At 40.9% G+C, this 21,590-nt stretch carries 18 protein-coding genes; 16 read left to right on the top strand and 2 right to left on the bottom strand.

What is annotated here, in order from left to right; all coding sequences use genetic code 11:
• Positions 1 to 4 precede the first annotated feature (4 nt).
• The 12 genes from murD (at position 5) to mutT (ending at position 15,075) form a co-directional block, all read left to right on the top strand.
• Positions 5 to 1,312 carry a UDP-N-acetylmuramoyl-L-alanine--D-glutamate ligase gene (gene murD / locus Q0Y52_RS01415; protein ID WP_297817034.1) on the top strand — a complete coding sequence of 436 codons (1,308 nt, stop codon included), beginning with the start codon at positions 5 to 7 and terminating at the stop codon, positions 1,310 to 1,312.
• Positions 1,309 to 2,649 (top strand): cell division protein FtsW, encoded by a 1,341-nt coding sequence (gene ftsW, locus Q0Y52_RS01410; RefSeq protein ID WP_297817031.1) that lies wholly within the window; start codon positions 1,309 to 1,311, stop codon positions 2,647 to 2,649. The genes murD and ftsW overlap by 4 nt, the downstream gene beginning before the upstream one ends.
• Positions 2,642 to 3,730, top strand: a complete 1,089-nt coding sequence (gene murG, locus Q0Y52_RS01405; protein ID WP_297817029.1) for an undecaprenyldiphospho-muramoylpentapeptide beta-N-acetylglucosaminyltransferase — start codon at positions 2,642 to 2,644, stop codon at positions 3,728 to 3,730. The genes ftsW and murG overlap by 8 nt, the downstream gene beginning before the upstream one ends.
• Positions 3,727 to 5,181: a UDP-N-acetylmuramate--L-alanine ligase gene (gene murC, locus Q0Y52_RS01400; protein ID WP_297817026.1), complete on the top strand. Its 1,455-nt coding sequence runs from the start codon at positions 3,727 to 3,729 to the stop codon at positions 5,179 to 5,181. The genes murG and murC overlap by 4 nt, the downstream gene beginning before the upstream one ends.
• On the top strand, positions 5,178 to 6,134 hold the full coding sequence (locus Q0Y52_RS01395) for a D-alanine--D-alanine ligase (RefSeq protein ID WP_297817023.1): 957 nt from the start codon (positions 5,178 to 5,180) through the stop codon (positions 6,132 to 6,134). The genes murC and Q0Y52_RS01395 overlap by 4 nt, the downstream gene beginning before the upstream one ends.
• Before the next feature lie 4 nt (positions 6,135 to 6,138).
• Positions 6,139 to 6,897 (top strand): cell division protein FtsQ/DivIB, encoded by a 759-nt coding sequence (locus Q0Y52_RS01390; protein ID WP_297817021.1) that lies wholly within the window; start codon positions 6,139 to 6,141, stop codon positions 6,895 to 6,897.
• 97 nt (positions 6,898 to 6,994) lie between these two features.
• Complete coding sequence (gene ftsA, locus Q0Y52_RS01385) at positions 6,995 to 8,224, top strand: cell division protein FtsA (protein ID WP_297817017.1); 1,230 nt, start codon at positions 6,995 to 6,997, stop codon at positions 8,222 to 8,224.
• A gap of 96 nt (positions 8,225 to 8,320) precedes the next feature.
• The gene (gene ftsZ / locus Q0Y52_RS01380; protein WP_297817015.1) at positions 8,321 to 9,493 is read left to right on the top strand and encodes a cell division protein FtsZ; all 1,173 of its coding nucleotides are present in this window, start codon (positions 8,321 to 8,323) and stop codon (positions 9,491 to 9,493) included.
• Positions 9,494 to 9,634: 141 nt separating this feature from the next.
• Positions 9,635 to 10,549 carry a UDP-3-O-acyl-N-acetylglucosamine deacetylase gene (lpxC, locus tag Q0Y52_RS01375; RefSeq protein WP_297817013.1) on the top strand — a complete coding sequence of 305 codons (915 nt, stop codon included), beginning with the start codon at positions 9,635 to 9,637 and terminating at the stop codon, positions 10,547 to 10,549.
• 285 nt (positions 10,550 to 10,834) lie between these two features.
• The gene (locus Q0Y52_RS01370; RefSeq protein WP_297817010.1) at positions 10,835 to 11,743 is read left to right on the top strand and encodes a M23 family metallopeptidase; all 909 of its coding nucleotides are present in this window, start codon (positions 10,835 to 10,837) and stop codon (positions 11,741 to 11,743) included.
• 145 nt (positions 11,744 to 11,888) lie between these two features.
• Entirely contained in the window at positions 11,889 to 14,582 is a 2,694-nt protein-coding gene (gene secA / locus Q0Y52_RS01365; protein WP_297817009.1) for a preprotein translocase subunit SecA, read from the top strand.
• A gap of 91 nt (positions 14,583 to 14,673) precedes the next feature.
• The gene (gene mutT / locus Q0Y52_RS01360) at positions 14,674 to 15,075 is read left to right on the top strand and encodes an 8-oxo-dGTP diphosphatase MutT (RefSeq protein WP_297817007.1); all 402 of its coding nucleotides are present in this window, start codon (positions 14,674 to 14,676) and stop codon (positions 15,073 to 15,075) included.
• Between the two features lie 115 nt (positions 15,076 to 15,190).
• Here mutT and Q0Y52_RS01355 read toward each other — a convergent pair whose 3' ends face one another.
• Positions 15,191 to 16,189, bottom strand: coding sequence for an NADP-dependent oxidoreductase (locus Q0Y52_RS01355; protein WP_297817004.1), 999 nt, complete (start codon positions 16,187 to 16,189; stop codon positions 15,191 to 15,193).
• Between the two features lie 152 nt (positions 16,190 to 16,341).
• Here Q0Y52_RS01355 and Q0Y52_RS01350 point away from each other — a divergent pair, with 152 nt between their 5' ends.
• The 4 genes from Q0Y52_RS01350 (at position 16,342) to Q0Y52_RS01335 (ending at position 20,466) form a co-directional block, all read left to right on the top strand.
• The gene (locus Q0Y52_RS01350) at positions 16,342 to 17,241 is read left to right on the top strand and encodes a LysR family transcriptional regulator (protein ID WP_297817001.1); all 900 of its coding nucleotides are present in this window, start codon (positions 16,342 to 16,344) and stop codon (positions 17,239 to 17,241) included.
• Between the two features lie 81 nt (positions 17,242 to 17,322).
• On the top strand, positions 17,323 to 18,498 hold the full coding sequence (locus tag Q0Y52_RS01345; protein ID WP_297816999.1) for a dipeptidase: 1,176 nt from the start codon (positions 17,323 to 17,325) through the stop codon (positions 18,496 to 18,498).
• Between the two features lie 75 nt (positions 18,499 to 18,573).
• Positions 18,574 to 19,827, top strand: coding sequence for an S-methyl-5-thioribose kinase (mtnK, locus tag Q0Y52_RS01340; RefSeq protein ID WP_297816996.1), 1,254 nt, complete (start codon positions 18,574 to 18,576; stop codon positions 19,825 to 19,827).
• Positions 19,828 to 19,995: 168 nt separating this feature from the next.
• On the top strand, positions 19,996 to 20,466 hold the full coding sequence (locus tag Q0Y52_RS01335; protein WP_297816992.1) for a hypothetical protein: 471 nt from the start codon (positions 19,996 to 19,998) through the stop codon (positions 20,464 to 20,466).
• A 156-nt stretch (positions 20,467 to 20,622) separates the two neighbouring features.
• On the opposite strand, the gene Q0Y52_RS01330 is transcribed toward Q0Y52_RS01335, so the two are convergent.
• Positions 20,623 to 21,510 (bottom strand): SDR family NAD(P)-dependent oxidoreductase, encoded by an 888-nt coding sequence (locus tag Q0Y52_RS01330; RefSeq protein ID WP_297816989.1) that lies wholly within the window; start codon positions 21,508 to 21,510, stop codon positions 20,623 to 20,625.
• Positions 21,511 to 21,590 lie beyond the last annotated feature (80 nt).

The following is a 21,590-nucleotide window of genomic DNA, read 5'->3' as shown; positions in this document are numbered from 1 at the left end:
AAAAGTGAAAAAATTTACCTTAGCTAATAAAAATATCGTTGTAGTGGGTATGGGTCTTACGGGCTTATCTTGCGTACGGTTTTTATTAACTAAAAGTGCCAATGTGATTGCCATGGATAGCCGCAGTGAATTAACACTTAGTTTAGAAGTCCCCCTGTTTTTAGGCGTGTTTGATACACGCAAGTTATGTCAAGCTGACTTAATAGTGCTGAGCCCAGGAGTTGACCTAAATACCCCTGCAATTCAACAAGCTATTGAATCGGGTGTGCGTGTCATAGGGGATATTGAGTTATTTGCACAGTTTAATACCTGTCCTGTAATAGCTATTACTGGCTCAAATGGTAAATCGACTGTTACCCACCTAGTGGCTGATATGTGCAAAGCTGCAGGTAAAAAGGTATTGATGGGCGGGAATATTGGTGTGCCCGCGTTGGATTTATTGAATCAATCGGCCGATGTCATTGTGCTCGAATTGTCGAGCTTTCAACTAGAAACTACCTATTCTTTAATACCAATAGTGGCGACGGTATTAAATATTACTGAGGATCACTTAGACCGCCATAGTGACTTGGTGAATTATCAGCAAATTAAACTCAGCATATATAAACACTCCAAATTTATTGTGTGTAATAGAGATGATGATTTGTCTTGCCCGATAAATACAAAGGCGAGCTTAAGTTATGGATTGTCTGAAAGTAGAGAAGGGTTTTCTTGGAATAATGACGAAGCCTGCATTTTGTTTAACGGCAACACTTACCTAAGCAGCAAGGATTGTTTATTGGTAGGCGCCCATAACATGTTAAACATTCAAGCTGCTGCTGCTTTGGCTTCTGTATTCGGCATAGACGATAAGAGTATACGACAAGGCGCTCAACAATTTGGCGGTTTACCTCATAGGTGCCAAACCGTATCTATGTTTAATAGTGTGCGCTGGATCAATGATTCTAAAGCGACCAATGTTGGGGCGACTTTGGCTGCTATTAATGGTCTGGTAAGTAATCTTACAGGCAAGTTGATACTGATTGCAGGTGGTGAAGGAAAAGGGGCTGACTTTTCTATAATGGCCGAGTGTTTTACTCAATCTGTTGGTTTGCTGATAACTCTTGGAAAGGACGGTGATAAAATTGCGAGTTTGCACCCAAATAATGTAAAAGTACAGACCATCCAAGATGCCGTTCTGGTGGCAGCTAAACACAGCGAACCAGGTGATATTGTGATGCTCTCACCAGCTTGCGCCAGTTTAGATATGTTTACTAATTATCAACAGCGGGGCGATGTTTTTGCTCAAGCTGTGCAGGCGCTAGCAGCATGAGCACAATCACTGAAAATAAAGTTAGCTCGCTTAGACAAATATTTATGTCTAAGCATGATGAAACACAACCCCCTATTAAAGCTGAAATTCAGCAATATGACTATTCACTAATACTTTTGGCGATTGCTTTATTATCAATAGGATTGGTAGTAGTGACTTCAGCTTCAATGCCGGTTGCGGATAGACTGTATGGTAATCCGTTTCACTTTGCTATTCGCCATGCTATTTATGTTGTTTTGGCAATGATTTCAGCCATGGTTGTTATGCAAATACCCATGCGTTGGTGGCGCATGAGTAATGTTTGGTTATTGCTCTTGGCGGTGGTCTTATTGCTTGCTGTATTAGCAATAGGTCGAAGCGTTAATGGTAGCACACGCTGGTTGGTCGTTGGGCCAATCACTATTCAAGCTGCAGAACCGGCTAAGTTGTTTTTCTTTTGTTACTTAGCCGGATATCTAGTGCGCCGGCACGAGGAAGTAACGGATAATATAAAAGGATTTATCAAACCTTTAGTGGTGTTTTTTGCCCTCGCTTTATTACTTCTACTACAACCAGACCTTGGTACCGTAGTGGTCATGTTGTTTACTACTATTGGCCTGCTGTTTTTGGCAGGGGCTAAACTTTGGCAGTTTTTCAGCTTGGCCATTGCTGGTACTTTGGCAGTGGTGTTGCTCATCGTTTTTGAAGAATATAGAGTCCGGCGTATCACTTCTTTCCTAGATCCATGGGCCGACCCCTTTGGTAGCGGTTATCAGCTGACTCAATCATTGATGGCATACGGCCGTGGCGATGTGTTTGGTCAAGGTTTAGGTAATAGTTTACAAAAACTCGAATACCTACCTGAAGCTCATACTGATTTTATAATGGCCATTTTAGCTGAAGAGTTAGGTTTCTCAGGGGTTTCGACGGTCTTGCTTATCATGCTAGTTATTGTGATGAAAGCCATGGTAATGGGGAATTTAGCGTTACGTAAAGAACGCCCTTTTGATGCTTATTTAGCTTATTCAATTGGTATATGGTTAAGCTTACAAACGGCTGTCAATGTGGGGGCCAGTGCAGGTATTTTACCCACTAAAGGATTAACTTTTCCTTTACTCAGTTACGGTGGCTCAAGTTTAATAATCATGTCTGTAGCGGTAGCCATTTTAGTGCGCATCGATTTTGAAATGCGTGTAGATGGTATTCAAGCGATCAATAAATCAGGCGCGCTTAAAGGCAGAAAAAGAACCTTAATCAGAAAAGCTAAGCAAGAAGTCACCAGTGTTATCGAGGACGTAGTGGATGAAGTACAAATAGAACCTTCTGCCAGTGCTACAGTTGGGGGGCTCAATGACTAAACGCTTACTGATCATGGCTGGCGGAACGGGTGGACATGTTTTTCCTGGTTTAGCCGTCGCTTCTGAAATGGTTACTCAAAACTGGCAAATTCATTGGCTGGGGACCGCTGGTCGAATGGAAGCTCAAATAGTCCCTCAAGCCGGTTATCCAATCAGTTTTATTGACGTAGTAGGTGTACGTAAAAATGGCATATTCACCTTGTTTCTGGCACCTTTTAAAATAATTAAAGCAATAATTCAAGCCCACAAGGTGATTAAAAAATTTAAACCCCATGTAGTGATTGGTATGGGAGGATTCGCAAGTGGGCCGGGCGGTGTGGCCACATGGTTGAATCGATTACCTTTGATATTACATGAACAAAATGCGGTGCCCGGAGTAACAAATAAACTGTTGTCGCGGATCGCAAATAAAGTGCTTACAGGGTTTGATAAGACTTTCCCAGAGCAAAAGTTAAACGAAAATTGTAAATATTCTTGGGTTGGCAACCCTGTACGCAATGAGTTTGCTAATCTTCCTGAAAAAAATAGCATTGATTTACCTCTTAATCTGCTTGTAGTTGGTGGTAGCTTGGGCGCGCAAGTGTTAAATGAAACGGTGCCTTTGTCGCTGGCTAATATTAAACAGATAAATGTACGTCATCAAACCGGTGCAGAGCATTTAGCAAAAGTACAAGAGGCCTACACCCAGCAAACTATTGAACAAAATTTGTATCAAATCACCGAGTTTATTGATGATATTCCTGCAGCATATGCTTGGGCTGACTTGGTTATTTGCCGAGCAGGTGCTTTAACTGTAGCTGAAGTTTCTGCCGCGGGGGTACCGGCAATATTTGTGCCCTTGCCCCATGCGGTAGACGATCATCAAACAAAAAATGCGCAAACTTTAGTCGAGTTACAAGCAGCTGAGTTGTTACCTCAAAGTGAGCTAACGGCTCAGAAGTTATGCACCTTGCTAGAAAAATATGTGCAGTCACCAAATACACTTATAGAGATGGGAAAACGCGCTAAGACTGTTGCCTGTTTAGATGCAGCTAAGACAGTCGCACATTACTGTATTCGATTAAGCGAGCGAGAAGAATGACGAGAAAAACCCCAGCCCATTACCATGTGCCTGAGATGCGTAGGATTAAGCATATTCATTTTGTGGGTATTGGTGGTGCGGGTATGGGCGGCATCGCAGAAGTATTACTCAATGAAGGTTACAATATTTCCGGATCTGATCGCCAAGCCAATGGTATGACCCAAAGATTACAAAATTTAGGCGCGATTATTTATTTTGGCCATCTTGCTAGTAATATAGCGCTAGCGAACGTGGTGGTAGTGTCGAGCGCAATTGACAATATAAATCCTGAAATAAGCGCTGCTATTGAAAAACGTATTCCAGTGATACGCCGAGCAGAAATGTTAGCTGAATTGATGCGCTTTCGCTATGGAATTGCTATTGCTGGGACTCACGGAAAAACGACTACAACTAGCTTGATTTCAACTATTTTTGCTGAGGCTAACCTCGATCCTACTTTTGTGATTGGGGGGCTGTTAAATAGCGCCGGGACCAATGCCAGATTAGGTGATAGTCAATATCTCATTGCCGAAGCTGATGAAAGCGACGCATCTTTTGTGCATCTGCAGCCTATGGTCTCTGTTGTGACAAACATCGAAGCAGATCATATGGAAACCTATCAGGGTGATTTTCAGAAGATGCAGGACACCTATATTGATTTTTTGCATAACTTGCCTTTCTACGGTTTAGCTGTGTTGTGTATTGATGATCCGGTTATCCAAAAGTTGTTACCAAGGATTGGCCGCAAATACCTTACCTATGGTGTGTCTGAGCAAGCCGATGTGCGTGCCGTAAATATTCAATTAGGCTTTAATAAAAGTTCCTTTGATGTGTTACGTGAAAACTTACCATCACTGGCCATCACCGTTAATCTTCCTGGGCAGCATAATGTGCTAAATTCTTTGGCTGCTATTGCAGTGGCAAGTGATGAGGGACTTCAAGATACATATATAGTCAAGGCGTTGGCTGAATTTTCAGGTATTGGCAGGCGCTTTGAGTTTTTGGGTGACTATGCCACGTCAAAAGGTCAAGCTATTTTGATAGATGACTACGGACATCATCCTACAGAAGTTGCAGCCACTATCGCCGTAGCTAGGAATAACTGGCCAAATAGGCGTTTAGTTATGGCCTATCAGCCTCACCGTTTTACTCGAACGCGAGACTTGTATGAAGACTTTGTCAAAGTGCTGTCGCAGGTAGATGTGTTACTGTTACTTGAGGTCTATTCCGCAGGTGAAGACGCAATAGATGGTGCGGATAGCCGTTCGTTGTGTCGTTCTATTCGTCAGCGAGGTCAACTCGAGCCCATTTATGTGTCGGATATTACTGAACTACCTAAATTACTATCTGAAAGCTTAAACGATCAAGATGTTGTTTTGACTCAAGGTGCTGGCAACATAGGGCAAATCGCCAAGTTTTTACAAACAAGTAAATTAGAACCCACAATATTAAACAAAGGGTTACAGCCGTGAGAGAGCAGCAGTTAATATCCACAAACTCTAATGATTATGGAAAAGTCGCCGTAATGTTTGGCGGTGCCTCGGCTGAAAGAGAGGTGTCTCTGAATTCAGGAAAAGCCGTATTGTGTGGGTTGCTTGATATGGGTATTGATGCCCACGCTTTTGATCCTGCTGAACAGCCTTTAACGCAGTTGTTGGTTGAAAAGTTTGAGCGTGTCTTGATCATGTTACATGGTCGAGGAGGTGAGGATGGTTCACTTCAAGGGGCATTGCAGCTTCTAAATTTACCTTATTCAGGGAGCGGTGTGTTGGGGTCTGCGTTGAGTATGGATAAAATTCGTAGTAAGCAGATTTGGCAGAGTTTAGGACTGCCTACAGCCAATTATAAAATAGCTGATAAAAGAAGCTTTGATGCAGGATCATGCGAGGCTATACTAGCTGAGCTGGGGGATGAGGTAATGGTCAAACCTGCGCAGGAAGGGTCTAGCATAGGTATGGCAAAAGTGAATAGTGCTCTACAACTAGAAATAGCCATTCAAGACGCGTTTAAATACGATGATAAGGTCTTGATTGAGCAATTCATTCATGGTTCTGAATATACCGTTAGCATACTTAATGGCAAAGCTTTGCCCTCTATTAGTATGTCCACTCCCCGTGTTTTTTATGATTATACCGCAAAATATCAAGCGGATAGCACAGTATATAGTTGCCCAAGTGGCTTGAACGATGCGTTAGAAACTATGCTGGGTGAATTAGCGCTTGAAGCATTTGATGCATTGGCCGGTTCAGGTTGGGGGCGTGTAGATTTTATGCAAGATAAGCTAGGTCGCTTTTATTTGTTAGAAGCGAACACAGTGCCAGGTATGACTGAAAAAAGTTTACTGCCAATGGCCGCTAAAAAGGCAGGGCTAAGTTTTGCTGAGTTGTCTGTGTCTGTGCTTGCAACAGCTGATGTTGTGAGGTGACTTGATGAGCCAATTACCTGTTATGAAAATGCTTCACAAAAACCCTCATTTATGTATGGGATTGACGTTTTTTATTAGTTTGTTGGGGTTATTCGTTTTTGCTTTAGTCGAACTTAATAAATGGCTTGAAGATGAGCAACAAGCCCCAGTGCAGAATATTGTGGTTTCAGGTGAACTCACTTTTATCGATGATAAAAATATAAAAATGTTGATAAAAAGAACACAACCTGGGAGTTTTTTTGAGTTAGATGTTAATCAAACCCATCAAGCAGTTGAGGCTATGGCTTGGGTATATCGCGCATCAGTTCGAAAACGTTGGCCTAGTGGCTTAGAAATTTTTGTAGTTGAGCAACAGCCTTTTGCTATTTGGAACGACGATATGTTGCTTAATCAATATGGTGACGTATTTGATGCACAAATTAGCCGTGCCGATCTGAGTTTGAAAATAAGACTGCCTAATTTATATGGTCCGGGTGGAAGTGAACAAACAGCACTGCAGGGTTACCGTAATATGCAGTCGTTATTAGAAACGTCTAATTTGTATATAGTGGAAATGTTTTTAAGCGAGCGTTTTGCTTGGAATGTGGCATTAAATAATGGCATTAAATTGAATTTAGGGCGGACTAAATTTATTAATCGGTTACAGCGATTTGTGGATTTATTACCACTTATTTCACAACAAAACAGACAAGTGGATTATGTTGACTTGCGATATGATACTGGCTTAGCCGTAGGCTGGAAACCCTCCAAGAAAATAGTATAAATGTGCATATATAAATTTAAGTAACATAAAAACCAGATAATAAGCGATTAAATTAACGTGAGTGTGATGAGTGTGATGAGTTTGAAAGTTGGAAAATATGTCTAAGGGTACAGAAAGAAAGCTAATTGTTGGCTTAGATATAGGCACCAGTAATGTTAAAGCCATAGTGGGTGAGTTATTAAACGACAACTCTATTAGCATTGTGGGCTTAGGTAGTCATGCGTCTAAAGGTATGGATAAGGGTGGAGTAAACGACCTTAATCTTGTGGTGCAATCAGTGAAACGTGCTGTGCATGAAATGGAACTGATGGCAGACTGTAGCGTTTCTTCAGTGTTTATGGCGATTTCGGGACGCCATGTTAAATGCCAAAACGAAAGTGGCATGGTACCGATTAATAACCAGGAAGTGACCCAGGAAGATGTAGACAATGTGATCCACGCTGCACGCTCTGTACCTATTGCTGCGGAACGTCGGCTGTTACATGTATTACCTCAAGAATTTACTATCGACGTACAAGAAGGCATTAAAAATCCTATCGGTATGTCAGGTGTTAGGATGGAAGCGCAAGCGCATATTATCACCTGTGCTGACGACATGGCTAAAAATTTGGTCAAGTGTGTTGAGCGCTGTGAATTAACGGCTGACCAACTGATTTTTTCGGCTTTGGCTTCTAGTTATGCTGTATTAACGGACGATGAAAAAGAATTAGGTGTGTGTGTGGTAGATATCGGTGGCGGTACCATTGATATGGTGATCTACACAGATGGGGCTATAAGACATACTGCTGTTATCCCTGCTGCGGGTAACCAAATTACCAGTGATATAGCAAAGATATTCCGTACACCAATTAGTCATGCAGAAGAGATAAAAATTAAACATGCTTGTGCCTTAAAAGATATGGTCAGTATGGAAGAAAATATCGAAGTACACAGTGTGGGTGGTAGGCCATCAAGAGCTATGTCAAGACATACATTAGCAGAGGTAATTGAGCCACGTTATCAAGAATTGTTTGAATTGGTACATGATGAAATCCGTGTCAGTGGATTAGAAGAACAAATTGCTGCTGGCATAGTGTTAACAGGTGGGACGGCAAAAATGGAAGGCGCAGTTGAATTTGCTGAAGAAATTTTTCAAATGCCAGTTCGTGTAGGTAAACCCATAGGAATGAAAGGGTTATCTGAATATGTTGAAGATGCAAAATTTGCTACAGTTGTAGGCCTATTGCAATACGGAAAAGAGCATGTCATTGGCCAGCTTGCTATGAAAAACAAGGTAAGTGAAGGCGTGTGGCAACGAATTCAAAGTTGGTTTAAAGGTGAGTTTTAAGATTTTTTCTTTTGAAAATAAATTTTAAATAATAAAGTTGGACAGCAGGCAAGGATGAACTCCTGACTGTTTCTATTTACAAACCGGAGAGTAAAAATGTTTGAGTTAATGGATAGTCATAGCGAAGAAGCTGTAATTAAGGTCATTGGCGTTGGTGGCGGTGGCGGTAATGCAATAGAGCATATGGTGGCACAGAATATTGAAGGTGTGGAGTTTATTGCCATCAATACTGATGCTCAGGTGCTGCGCAGTTCCTCTGCAAATGTGACGCTGCAAATTGGTTCAAGCGTTACCAAAGGTTTAGGTGCAGGTGCGAATCCTAATATCGGTCGCCAAGCTGCAGAAGAAGACAGAGAAACCATACGGCAAGCTTTAGAAGGCGCAGATATGGTATTTATTACTGCCGGCATGGGAGGGGGGACAGGTACGGGTGCGGCGCCAGAAGTATCCAAAGTAGCAAAAGAGTTGGGTATTTTGACAGTGGCTGTTGTCACTAAACCTTTCCCGTTTGAAGGAAAGAAACGCACAGATTTTGCTGAGCAAGGCATCGACGAGTTATCTAAATACGTTGATTCATTGATCACCATTCCTAACGAAAAGTTACTCAAGGTGATGGGTAAAGGTACACCATTACTTAAAGCTTTTAGTGCTGCAAACGATATTTTAAGTGGTGCTGTACAAGGTATTGCAGAACTTATTACACGTCCTGGTCTAATTAACGTGGATTTTGCCGATGTAAGAACCGTTATGTCTGAAATGGGTACCGCAATGATGGGACATGGAAGTGCATCCGGTGAAGACCGTGCAGAAGAGGCCTCAGAAAGTGCCATTGCTTGTCCGCTTTTAGAAGATATCGATTTGTCTGGTGCTAGAGGTATTTTGGTCAATATTACTGCTGGCCCTGATTTTTCTATAGATGAATTTGAAACTGTGGGTAACGCTGTTAAAGCATTTGCATCCGAAAATGCCACAGTGGTAGTGGGTACCGTAATCGATATGGATATGTCTGACGAGTTGCGCGTTACAGTTGTGGCAACGGGTATTGGCGCTGAAAAGAAACCAGATATTTCATTGGTATCTAATAGAGCGAGTAAAGCCATTGCTGACAGTAATGAGTTCAAATTGCAGGCTAATGGATCACAAGTAATGCCAAGTGCGAGCGTGATGCCAGAAACCTCAAAAACGGTAGCTAGCGAAGAAAAAGTAATACAGGGAAATGATTTGGAATACTTGGATATTCCAGCATTTTTACGTAAACAGGCTGACTAGGCATTAATTTGAATTATTATTCATAAATTGGTTCAAAGGTTGTCTAGCATTATAAATAGCGTTAAGTATGGCAGTTTTTGACAATGCTAAGTATATTTAGTATAATGCGTGCCGCTTTTTATTCTATTAAGCAAAAAGATTATGATTAAACAACGCACTATAAAACAATCTGTGCAAGAGACAGGTATCGGTCTGCATAAAGGTGACAAGGTCACTATGACTCTCCGGCCAGCGCCAGCGAATACGGGTATCGTATTTCGCCGCGTTGATCTTGAGCCTTATGCTGACATACCTGCTCGTGCTGATGCTGTAGGTGACACTATGCTATGTACATGCATTAGTAACGCTGACGGTGCGACGATTTCTACAGTTGAACATCTAGCTTCTGCTTTAGCAGGGTTAGGTATAGACAACATTATTGTAGAAGTTGACAGTGACGAATTGCCTATCATGGATGGTAGTGCGAGCCCGTTTATTTTTTTATTGCAATCAGCAGGCATTGAAGAGATCAATGCACCAAAACAGTTTATAAAAATCAATAAAGTAATAAAGGTCGAAGACGGTGATAAATGGGCAGAGCTTCGCCCTTATGATGGCTTCAGGGTTGATTTTAGGATTGATTTTGAACACCCAGTGATTAGTCAAACTCGTCAACATATGGTACTAGACTTTAATTCCTCGTCTTATGTCGAAGAAGTAAGTCGTGCGCGTACATTTGGTTTTATGAAAGATCTTGAATTCATGAACACACACAATTTAGCATTGGGTGGAAGCATGGAGAATGCCGTGGCGTTAGATGAATATCGCATTCTTAATCCTGAAGGTTTGCGCTACCCTGATGAGTTTTTAAAACACAAAATACTCGATGCTATTGGTGATTTGTATCTAGGTGGTCACAGCATTATTGGTGAGTTAGTTGCTTATAAAACAGGTCATGGTTTGAATAATAAATTGCTTAACGCATTACTAAAAAGTAAAGAAAGTTGGGAATTTGTTGGTTATGACACACCTGAAGAGATGCCTATACGTTTCGCATCAGTATTATTAACAAACTAAAACTTTGGTCGTTGTTCAGACTCGTTATTTAAATAGTTTTTTTCAATAGTTATCAATAATAATTGACCCAACTGTATGTTATTGTCGATTTAATTATATTGATATTTGAGTATGTACACTCAAATTTAACTAGATATCGATGAAATGCCAACCTTTGATGGTGTTCCAATCGTATGAATATCCAGCAGCTTGTTGTGATTGGTATATTTCAAAATTCTGAAAGTTCATATTCTGGTGAATTAAGCTTAATATATTGAGTCCATGTTGAAAAGGTAGTCAATAGTAATGAAATTAACGTTACTCTTTAGAAGTAATAAAGCACGATTAATGTTGAATATAGGTAAGAAACAATTGTTGTTAGCACTATTCGCTATCAGTGTTTTTTTCCTTATTTCTAGTCGCTCTACCCTCTCTCCAGAAGAAAATATTGCTAGGATCCAGCACGCAAAAACAGGCTTCAAACAACAAGCTGAAGAAGTAAGCTCACTCATCAATTCTACTGAGCAAAGAATGACGGGTGTGATGCTAAAGCTAGCTGATATGCAGAGTCAAATTCAACGCTTAGATGCATTGGGATCAAGGTTGGTAAAGCAAGCGAAGCTTAATCCTGACGAGTTTAGTTTTGAACAAACACCTAGCATGAGCGGTCGAATGGATATAGTACCTGTTGATATTCAGGTTCAAGATGCAATTTTGTCAAAGATGTCCGTAATGCTTGAAAAAATCCAAAATAAAGCACAAGAACTTATGGCACTTGAATCTATCATGTTAAGCCACCATATAGAAAGAGAATCCAGATTAGAAGGTAAGCCTATTTCTTCCGGCTGGTTATCCTCTTATTATGGCATACGAAAAGACCCCTTCAGTGGCTTGCCAGCCATGCATAAAGGGCTCGATTTTGCTGGAAAAGAAGGTGAGCGAGTCCTTGCTACTGGTGCAGGCATAATTACGTGGTCTGGGTCTCGTTATGGATATGGCAATTTAGTTGAAATAGACCATGGCGATGGTTTAATTACAAGGTACGGGCACAATAAGGAAGTTAATGTTAAAATTGGCGATGTGGTTACCAAAGGGCAAACTATTGCAGAAATGGGCAATACGGGCCGTTCTACTGGCGCCCATGTGCATTACGAGGTTATACGCAATGGTAAACACCAGGATCCTTTACCTTATGTGTACCGCAAAAACTCCTAAATATTTTCAGAAGCTATAAAGATATTAACGTCAATCGGCTCTTTGGAGCCGATTGTTTTATTTTAGTACAGGGATTGTGCACAAGTTGTTCGTAATTTGTGCGCAATTAAAATTATTAATCATTTAGATTGGAAGCTGCAAATCGATGTTTTCTAGTATTTTCACCAAAATCTTCGGAAGTCGTAACGACCGGACAGTAAAAAAGCTGAGCAAGTCTGTTGATCTCATTAATCAGCTAGAAACTGAATACGAAGCCTTGACTGATGAACAGCTTAAAGACAAAACTAGCGAATTCAGGCAGCGTTTAGGCAAAGATCAGACCACTGAAGATATTATGGTTGAAGCTTTTGCAGTAGTGCGTGAGGCAAGTAAACGAGTGTATGGAATGCGTCACTTCGATGTGCAAATGCTCGGCGGTCAAGTGTTACATCAAGGCGAAATTGCTGAAATGCGAACGGGCGAAGGTAAAACGTTAACTTCAACCTTGCCTTCATACCTAAATGCTATATCAGGTAAAGGTGTACATGTTATTACCGTTAATGACTACTTAGCCAGCCGAGATGCGGACTGGAGTAGAGCATTATTTGAATTTTTGGGTTTAACGGTAGGATGTAATATTCCAGGCATTAACCACGAACAAAAAAGAGATGCTTATGCAGCTGACATCACCTACGGTACAAATAATGAATTTGGTTTTGATTATTTGCGAGACAACATGGCGTTTAGTCCAGGTGATCGGGTTCAGAAGTCCCTACATTTTGCTGTAATTGATGAAGTGGATTCGATTCTTATCGATGAAGCGCGTACTCCCCTTATTATTTCTGGACAGGCTGAAGACAGTTCAGAGTTGTATCGCAAAATTAATGTCATTATTCCTGAGCTTACCAGGCAAGAAAAAGAAGACGAAGAAGGTGAGACCGGCGACGGTCATTACACTATTGATGAGAAAGGGAAACAAATCCATTTAACAGAAAATGGTCAGATATTTGTAGAGCAAATATTACAGCGTGAAGCTATATTATCCGAAGAAGAGTCGCTTTTTGCTGCTGCTAATATTTCATTACTACATCATGTTAATGCGGCATTACGGGCACACAAACTGTTTTCAAGAGATGTAGATTACATTGTTAAAGATAACGACATTGTGATCGTTGATGAGCACACTGGGCGCACCATGGAAGGACGTCGATGGTCTGAAGGTTTGCACCAAGCAATAGAAGCCAAAGAAGGCGTTAATATTCAAAATGAAAACCAGACTTTAGCTTCTATCACATTTCAGAATTACTTTCGTTTGTACGATAAGCTCTCTGGTATGACAGGCACTGCAGATACTGAAGCATTTGAATTCCAGAGTATTTATGGTTTAGATACGGTTGTTATTCCTACTAACCAACCTATGGTGCGCGATGACAAAGCAGACTTGATTTTTTTAACGGCTGAGGAAAAGTACGAAGCAATCGTTGAAGATATTAAAGACTGTGTTAAACGTGGTCAACCAGCTTTGGTGGGTACAGTATCCATAGAAAATTCAGAGTTAATTTCGGGCATTCTTAAAAAAGCAAAAATCGCACATAAAGTATTGAATGCTAAATTCCACGAACAAGAAGCCGATATTATTGCCCAAGCGGGTAAGCCAGGGTCTATTACTATTGCCACTAACATGGCGGGCCGAGGAACTGATATCGTTTTAGGCGGAAATTGGCAAGCTGAGATTGATAAAATTCATGATCCTAAACCTAGCAAAGTTGAAAAGATTAAAGAAGATTGGAAAATTGCCCACAATGCAGTGTTAGCGTCAGGGGGCTTGCATATCATAGGCACAGAACGCCATGAATCACGACGAATAGATAACCAGTTACGTGGTCGTTCAGGTCGTCAAGGTGATGCAGGTTCTTCACGATTTTACTTATCTTTAGACGATGCGCTGATGCGTATCTTTGCCTCTGAAAAAATGGGCAATATGATGAAACGTCTGGGTATGGAGCGGGGCGAAGCCATAGAACATCCTTGGGTGACGCGGGCTATTGAAAACGCTCAGCGTAAAGTTGAAGGACGTAACTTCGACAGCCGTAAACAATTATTAGAGTATGACGATGTTGCTAATGATCAACGCAAAGTTATTTACGAACAGCGCAACGAATTACTAGATGAAGGCGAAATCAGCGATACAATTAAAGTGATTCGTGAGGATGTTGTTAACGGCATACTTGACCAATATATTCCGCCTCAATCATTAGAGGAAATGTGGGATATTGCTGGATTAGAAGAACGTTTTAAAGCTGAGTTTTTGACCGACATGCCGGTACAAAATTGGCTTGACGAAGACGATAAGCTATATGAAGAGAAACTGCGTGAGCGAGTGTTAGAAGAAGTATCTGCGGCGTACGAAAGAAAAGAAGAAATTGTCGGACCAGAAGTCATTAGGCAATTCGAAAAAGCGGTAATGCTGCAAAATCTTGATAGCCATTGGAAAGAGCATCTAGCCGCTATGGATCATTTGCGCCAAGGTATTCATTTACGTGGTTATGCACAAAAAAATCCTAAACAAGAATATAAACGTGAATCTTTTGAATTGTTTACTGAGATGCTAGAAGCGCTGAAAGTCGAGGTTGTTACTATCTTGAGCAAAGTACAAGTCAAAGCTCAAGAAGACGTAGAAGCGGTAGAAGAAAAAAGGCGTCAGGCGGATGACACGACAAAGCATTTTGAGCACAAATCAGCGAACGAGCCAGAAAAAACTAACGCAGCTTTACGCCAAGGTCCTAAGGTAGGTCGAAATGATGCTTGTCCATGCGGTTCGGGTAAGAAGTACAAACAGTGTCATGGTAAATTGAGCTGAAGTAAACGTTAACAAACTTCAATGAAAGTCGGGCTTATGTCCGACTTTTTTGGTTGTACAGATTGTTTTTACCAGATAAGGGTGAACCGAAATGAAGATAGTCGACGTTGCAGTGGGCGTAATCAAACGCGGAGATAAAATCTATATTAGTAAACGCGCCGACGGTTTACACCAAGGCGGTAAGTGGGAGTTTCCTGGTGGTAAGCGTGAAGCTAATGAAACTATTGAACAAGCGCTTGCCAGGGAGTTGTCAGAAGAAATTGGCATAAAGGTCACTAAACAGAGCCATTTTATTTTGATTGAGCACGACTATGGAGATAAAAAGGTACGTTTAGATGTGCGTTTGGTAGAGGGGTTTGAAGGCAAAGAACATCACCAAGAAGGGCAACAAAGTCAGTGGGTCGATATTAATGAGCTAAGTCAATTTACTTTTCCAGATGCTAATAAAGTGATTATTGATAAATTAGTGAGTTTATTGACTGAAAATGAATAGTATTAACTAACCAAAATTCGAAGACACCACTGCGATGTCTCCTCTTTGAATAAGTGAATAAGTGAATAAGTGAATAAGTGAATAAGTGAATAAGTGAATAAGTGAATAATCAATATTACAATTTGACGATTAACTTACCTTTGTTACCACCAGTTAGTAATAAGTTTAGACCATCAACAGCTGACTCTAATCCATTTAATATATGGGCACGGTGTTTGATTTTACCTTGCATCACATAGGGAGTGAGTTTACCAATTAGTTCAGGTAGCTGACCAAAGTGATCGGGCATGGCAAAACCTTGAATAGTGATACGTTTTTTGATGATAGGAACCCAATTTGGACCTGCACTTGGGGTTTCAACGGTATAATCTGCAATCATGCCGCACACCACTACTCTGCCATGGGCATTCATATGGTCGATGACGTGATGTTGAATTGGACCTCCGGTATTCTCAAAATAGATATCGACTCCTTTAGGCGCTAACTGGGTTAACTTTGTGTCAATATCATCTGTTTTGTAATTAATCGCGCCATCAAACCCTAAGTCATTGACTATCCAGTCACACTTTTCGTCAGAGCCCGCGACGCCAATCACGTTTAGCCCTTCTGCTTTGGCTAGTTGACCTACTATTGAGCCTACTGAGCCTGCAGCACCACTGACTACTATGGTTTCGTCTGCTTTAGGATGACCAAAACCAAATAAACCTTGGGTGGCTGTTAATCCAGGTAAAGCAAATACCGATAAAACCATTTCAGCATCTAGCCCAGCTTGCACTTTTCTAAGACCTTCTCCAGTGCTTAATAGGTACTCAGTCCATCCCATCATACCCATTACACGCTCACCTACAGCAAAGTCAGGGTGATTACTTTCGATTACCTCACCTATACCTGAGGAGCGCATGACGTCGCCCAAACTAACAGGTGGGATATAACTTTCTGTATCAGGACTCATCCAACCGACCATAGCGGGGTCTAAAGACATATGAGTTTGTTTAACTAAAATTTGACTAGGACCTACGTTAGGCATTGGTTTTTGTACAATTTCGAAAAGATCTGCACCGATAGGGCCTGGGGCAGGGCGGGCAACAAGATTAATCGCGGTAAATGTACTCATATTTAGAACTCCAATGTGTGATTACTATTAAGAATATGATCTAAGTGCAGCTAGTATTGCTAAATAAAATAGCAAGATATATAGCCAAAAAACACTATCTTTATTGTTGAAAAGACAATAATGTCGGCTTGAATATAATATTTGAGAGTGTAATGGATCAATTTAAAGCGTTAAGATATTTCAGTAAAGTAGCAGAAACGGGCAGTTTTACTAAAGCTTCGGTTGTTTTTGGCGTGCCGCCTTCATCGTTATCAAGACGAGTGGCCGACTTAGAAAATAGCTTAGGCGCTACTTTATTAAAGCGTTCTACTCGAGACGTGAAATTAACCGAAGTGGGGCAGCGTTATTATAGTCAGGTGTTAGATATTCTTAATCAACTTGAGCAAAGTAATGAGTCGGTACGCAGCTACCAAGCGCAACCCATGGGGCATTTACATATTAGTTCGATGGTGGGCTTTGGCGAGCGGATTTTACTACCACTACTTGACGAATTTAGTCAGCTTTATCCAGAGATCGTTCTAGATGTCAGTCTAAGCGATGAGTTATCTGCATTAACTCGTGATGATGTTGATGTAGCCATTCGCGGCGGTTATGCACCCAACGAACGTGTGTTGGCTATCAAGCTGATGGGTAACCAATTTATTCCCGTAGCAGCGCCGAGTTATTTGGCTGACATGGGTAAGCCTCAATATGCAATTGAATTAAAACAACATAAAGGTTTATATTTTCGTACGCCCAATGGTCCAACACCTTGGCTAAGTTATATCAATGGTCAATGGCAAGATGTCTCTGCACCACAAGTGGCGGTTTCCAATAATGGAAAATGGTTAGGTGACCTGGCTGCAAAAGGGAAGGGCATATTAATGGCACCACGTTGGGCGGCGGCACATTATTTAGCAAGCGGGCAATTAGAAGAACTGGTGTTAGAGCCATCAGTACAAATTACGCAAAGTCGCGATATGGCAGTTTATCTGTTGTACCAAAAACAACGATATTTGGTGCCTAAAGTCAAAGCTGCGGTAGATTTTTTAGTGGCAAGGGTGAAAGGATAAGCATTAACGTTTAGATTTGACATTTATATAGCAAAACACGATATTACAGTTTCACCTTACTCAACCATTTATTTAACAACTATGCCTGCTAAAACAACCATTTTTAAAATCATCGCTGTTGTAACCACTTGCGCTGCTATTGGTTTTTTTGTGTTTTTTCCTGCCCAATTAGATAAACAAACGAATCTTTTACATGATTCGATTGTGCCTGCGATATCAGAGCAAGCGAGAACCTTACATGAACAGTTGTTTATTGGTGATTGGCACAGTGATACTTTATTGTGGAAAAGAGATTTGATGGATAAACATGATTATGGTCATGTGGATATTCCTAGATTGCAACAAGGCAATGTCGCTTTACAAATGTTGACTACAGTGACTAAGTCTCCAGACGGTCTTAACTACGAAGGCAATAGTAGTGATGCCAGTGACAATATTACGAAACTGGGATTAGTGAGTCTTTGGCCTACAAATACTTGGAATAGCTTGGCTGAGAGGGCATTGTTTCAAGCAAGTAAAGCACTGGAGTTGGTTGATGAGTTTCCTCAGCAAGTTTCACTTATTACTTCAAAAACTGATCTCTCACAATTTTTATTGCAGCGAGAAATCAACCCAAAACTATTAGGTTTGTTGTTAGGCACTGAAGGCTCCCATGCATTAGACGGTGATTTGAACAATATTCAACGCTTATTCGACAGTGGGTTTCGAATGATGAGTTTACAGCACTTTTTTGATAATAAATTAGGTGGCTCACTGCACGGCGAAAGTGGCGAAGGATTAACAGCATTTGGACAAGAAGCGCTGCAACAAATGCAATCTTTGGACATAATACTGGATGTGTCCCATTCTTCTGAACAAGTGGTCCAAGACGTATTGGCTACTAGCCGCCAACCCTTATTGGTCAGCCATACGGGTTTTTACGGACATTGCCCATCACCGCGGAATATCTCGGATGATTTAATGCAACAGATTGCCGCTAAAGGCGGTCTAATTGCAGTGGGCTATTGGGACGGTGCTATATGCTCGCCTAATGCGAGCGAGATTGCTAAAGCGGTTAAATATGGTATTGAATTAGTCGGAATTGAACATATTGCCCTCGGTTCTGATTATGACGGCGCGGTTAGTGTGCCTTTTGATACATCAGAGTTGGTTTATTTAACGCAAGCCTTTTTAGATGTTGGGCTTAGCGAATTTCAAATAAAGCAAGTGATGGGTGGAAATATGCTGCGATATTTGCAATTGCATCTGCCTGATTAAGTCGAATATGTAAGGTCAATATGCCACGTTATGTATTGATCTAATGTCGAATATAATTAAATGTATAAGAGTGCAATGGAATTCTATCTACTAAATCAAACCAATATTATTGGCTACTTACAATCGCTACCAGGATCCCCCCTTAGGTTTTCGTCTTTTGATAACTTAGAAGTTCAGGAGATTAACGATGGCAATATGAATTACGCTTTCATAGTTACCAACACATTAGACTCTAATCAATCAGTTTTTGTTAAGCAGGCCCCTCCTTACATTAAAGTATTAGGTGAGGACTGGCCATTGACCCGTCAACGGATGACTGCTGAGATTAATGCATTAAGTTATCAATCTAGCGTTTGCCCTGAGATGGTGCCAGATGTTTACTACCAATCTGAATCTTTGTCAGTGCTTATCATGCAAAACCTAAATCAACACGCTATTTTGCGAACCGAGCTTATACAATGTCGATATTTGCCCAGATTGGCAGAAGATTTATCTACTTTTCTGGCAGAAACCTTATTTTATTCCTCTGATTTTGCTTTGCCATCTGCAGAAAAAAAAGTGATGGTCAATAAAAGTGGCAATCAGGATATGTGCAAAATTACTGAGGATTTTGTCTTTACGTATCCTTTTGAGCATCATGAAATGAATGATTACAACCCTGCGCTAACGCAGTCAGTTATCGATTCAGTTCAAAAAGAACCTAATGTTAGAGCACATGTTGCACAAATGAAGTATGTGTTCATGAATAAGCCTGAAGCCTTATTACATGGAGACTTACACACCAGTTCAGTCATGGTAAACCCACGACAAACCTTTGTAATTGATCCTGAGTTTTCTTTTGCAGGCCCTATGGGATTCGACATTGGCGCACTCATTGCTAATTTATACTTAAACTATTTTTCGCATGCACACCAGCCATTAGCCGGATCTGTCCATTACAGTCAATGGTTGTTGCAAACGATTGACGACCTTTGGTCTAAATTTGAAGCTAAGTTTTTATCTTTGTGGTCAGAACATGAGCAGTCTGCAAACGTTGCGTTTATGGGGAAGGATCTGACAGGGTGTAGTCATCAAACGTTTAGACATGTATTCATAGAACAAGTGTTAAGCGATACCTTGGGTTTTGCAGCATGTAAGATGATACGCAGAATTTTAGGTGTGGCTAAAGTGGCTGATTTTATGCAATTTGAGGATCAATGTCTCAGAGCAAAATTAGAAACCCAAGCCCTTAAAATGGCTACAACTATGTTGGTTAATCGTCAAGCTTATACAAATATTGCCGATGTGAATGAATTGGCAGAGAGTGTTAGTTCAGATATTCTGAAATAGAACCGAAGGTGATGACTAAACAGGAACCGAGTTAAGATAAAAGCTCACTGTGTTTTGCTCAGATAATATTTTTCGGATGGGTCGTGTGTCAACATACCGAAAGGTAATTACTTTAGTAACCCTTTGACTGCTTAATCAAAATTACCAATTTATAAAAGTGAAAATACCATGTTCAAATATGTGTTAAGCACCATGCTAATACTGTTGTCACAATCAGTCTTTGGATTAACTTGTCAGTCACTTATTGAACAGCAACTTGCCAATCAACTCGATAGCTCAATTTTATTTGATGATCGCAAAGCCATTGTTGTTGTCACTATTTGTGCACAAAAGCCATTACCGGTTTACGCTGTGCTACATACAAAATTGCTGTCTGATGAGCGACTTAAAAAAACGACTACGCCCATGACGACCTTCGTACATGCCAAGCTACCTACTAACCCAAATGGTAAAACCAAGGTGACTGGATTTTTAGCGGTAAATCGTGCTGAAGCCAATAGTTTTACCCTTAGGCTGAGAGTGCGACTTGCTACTGGGGATGCAATAGACATAGCCAAAAAAATGGTACTTACAGCGGGGAAAACTATCGTTTTTCAAGACAGTGAGATACAAATCGGCGTTGCTCGACTCGGACACTAAAGCAACAGATCTTAGTTAAGTAATCAATAAATACGCTTCAGAGTCGTTTACTTTTCGCTCACAATAGGGCGTTACAAATTTAATACCATTACGTAATAATGAATGTTCACTCGCAATGGTATAGCTTGATTTTAGCGCATAGCCTTTCTCTTAGTTTTATAACATGACTATTTCGTCATCTTTTAAGTGGCCCACTAATGGACTATTTTCAGCATCGGCAAAAGCGGTATCTATTTTTGCTGATCGGTACGCAATGGGTGATCTGAAATTTGGATGTGTAAAGATATAACGCTGCCCTGATCTTAGTGCTTCCACAACACGTTTTGCTAGAAGCGATGGGGGTATGCCAGACTCTACTAACGCTTCAGCTGAGTTGACTCGTTTTTCTGATGCTATTTTAGGGCCACCTTGATCCTTTACCGCTTGATATTCAGGTTGCAGGTTACGCAGTGATTCATGAATACGTGTTTTCACAAAAGCAGGGCATAAGGCTGATACCGCAATGTTATGCTTTTTCAATTCAGCTGCCCAACTTTCTGACATTGATACTACTGCGGCTTTTGAGGCAGCATATGCGCCTGAGTATGCCACACCGTTCATTCCAGCCATGGAAGCAACGTTAATTATCCAGCCCCCCTGGCCATGGCGTTTCATCGAAGGGGCTGTGGCCTGAGTACCATTTACGACCCCCATCACATTGACATCCAATACCCATCTCCAAGTTTCAATTTTGGTTGTATCTACTGAACCGGGAATACCCCCTACACCTGCGTTGTTTATTAACATATGAATGTCACCAAATTTATTTTCTGCAGCAGTGACCGTGTCCTGCCACTGTTGGTAACTTGTGACGTCAAGTGGGCATGCTAATACTTGGATATTCGCGTCTTGTAATTTTTGCTCTGCCTCTGCTAGTTGTTGTTTATCGATGTCAGCAATGACTATTTTCATGCCTAATTGCCCAAATTCTTCTGCAAGGGCAAAACCAATTCCTCCCGCTCCACCAGATATAAGGGCTGTTTTACCCGAAAATTCGTTCGACATGATGATATTCCTCGATAATGTGGCGTGTTAACTTTACGTGTATGTCTGGATATTAAGAGGTGATTGAATTCAGAAACACT

It is taken from the genome of uncultured Paraglaciecola sp., from assembly GCF_943787955.1.
Lineage (GTDB): Bacteria > Pseudomonadota > Gammaproteobacteria > Enterobacterales > Alteromonadaceae > Paraglaciecola.
Note: the sequence above shows the minus strand (reverse complement) of the source record. Positions and strands in the feature narration are given on the sequence as shown.

Bases quoted from the DNA above. Each gene is read 5' to 3' on its own strand.
- ftsZ (WP_297817015.1), top strand. From the start codon at position 8,321: ATGTTTGAGTTAATGGATAGTCATAGCGAAGAAGCTGTAATTAAGGTC.
- Q0Y52_RS01370 (WP_297817010.1), top strand. From the start codon at position 10,835: ATGAAATTAACGTTACTCTTTAGAAGTAATAAAGCACGATTAATGTTG.
- Q0Y52_RS01345 (WP_297816999.1), top strand. From the start codon at position 17,323: ATGCCTGCTAAAACAACCATTTTTAAAATCATCGCTGTTGTAACCACT.
- murC (WP_297817026.1), top strand. From the start codon at position 3,727: ATGACGAGAAAAACCCCAGCCCATTACCATGTGCCTGAGATGCGTAGG.
- Q0Y52_RS01355 (WP_297817004.1), bottom strand. From the start codon at position 16,189: ATGAGTACATTTACCGCGATTAATCTTGTTGCCCGCCCTGCCCCAGGC.
- ftsA (WP_297817017.1), top strand. From the start codon at position 6,995: ATGTCTAAGGGTACAGAAAGAAAGCTAATTGTTGGCTTAGATATAGGC.
- ftsW (WP_297817031.1), top strand. From the start codon at position 1,309: ATGAGCACAATCACTGAAAATAAAGTTAGCTCGCTTAGACAAATATTT.
- Q0Y52_RS01330 (WP_297816989.1), bottom strand. From the start codon at position 21,510: ATGTCGAACGAATTTTCGGGTAAAACAGCCCTTATATCTGGTGGAGCG.
- mtnK (WP_297816996.1), top strand. From the start codon at position 18,574: ATGGAATTCTATCTACTAAATCAAACCAATATTATTGGCTACTTACAA.
- lpxC (WP_297817013.1), top strand. From the start codon at position 9,635: ATGATTAAACAACGCACTATAAAACAATCTGTGCAAGAGACAGGTATC.
- murG (WP_297817029.1), top strand. From the start codon at position 2,642: ATGACTAAACGCTTACTGATCATGGCTGGCGGAACGGGTGGACATGTT.
- Q0Y52_RS01335 (WP_297816992.1), top strand. From the start codon at position 19,996: ATGTTCAAATATGTGTTAAGCACCATGCTAATACTGTTGTCACAATCA.
- secA (WP_297817009.1), top strand. From the start codon at position 11,889: ATGTTTTCTAGTATTTTCACCAAAATCTTCGGAAGTCGTAACGACCGG.
- mutT (WP_297817007.1), top strand. From the start codon at position 14,674: ATGAAGATAGTCGACGTTGCAGTGGGCGTAATCAAACGCGGAGATAAA.
- Q0Y52_RS01390 (WP_297817021.1), top strand. From the start codon at position 6,139: ATGAGCCAATTACCTGTTATGAAAATGCTTCACAAAAACCCTCATTTA.
- Q0Y52_RS01350 (WP_297817001.1), top strand. From the start codon at position 16,342: ATGGATCAATTTAAAGCGTTAAGATATTTCAGTAAAGTAGCAGAAACG.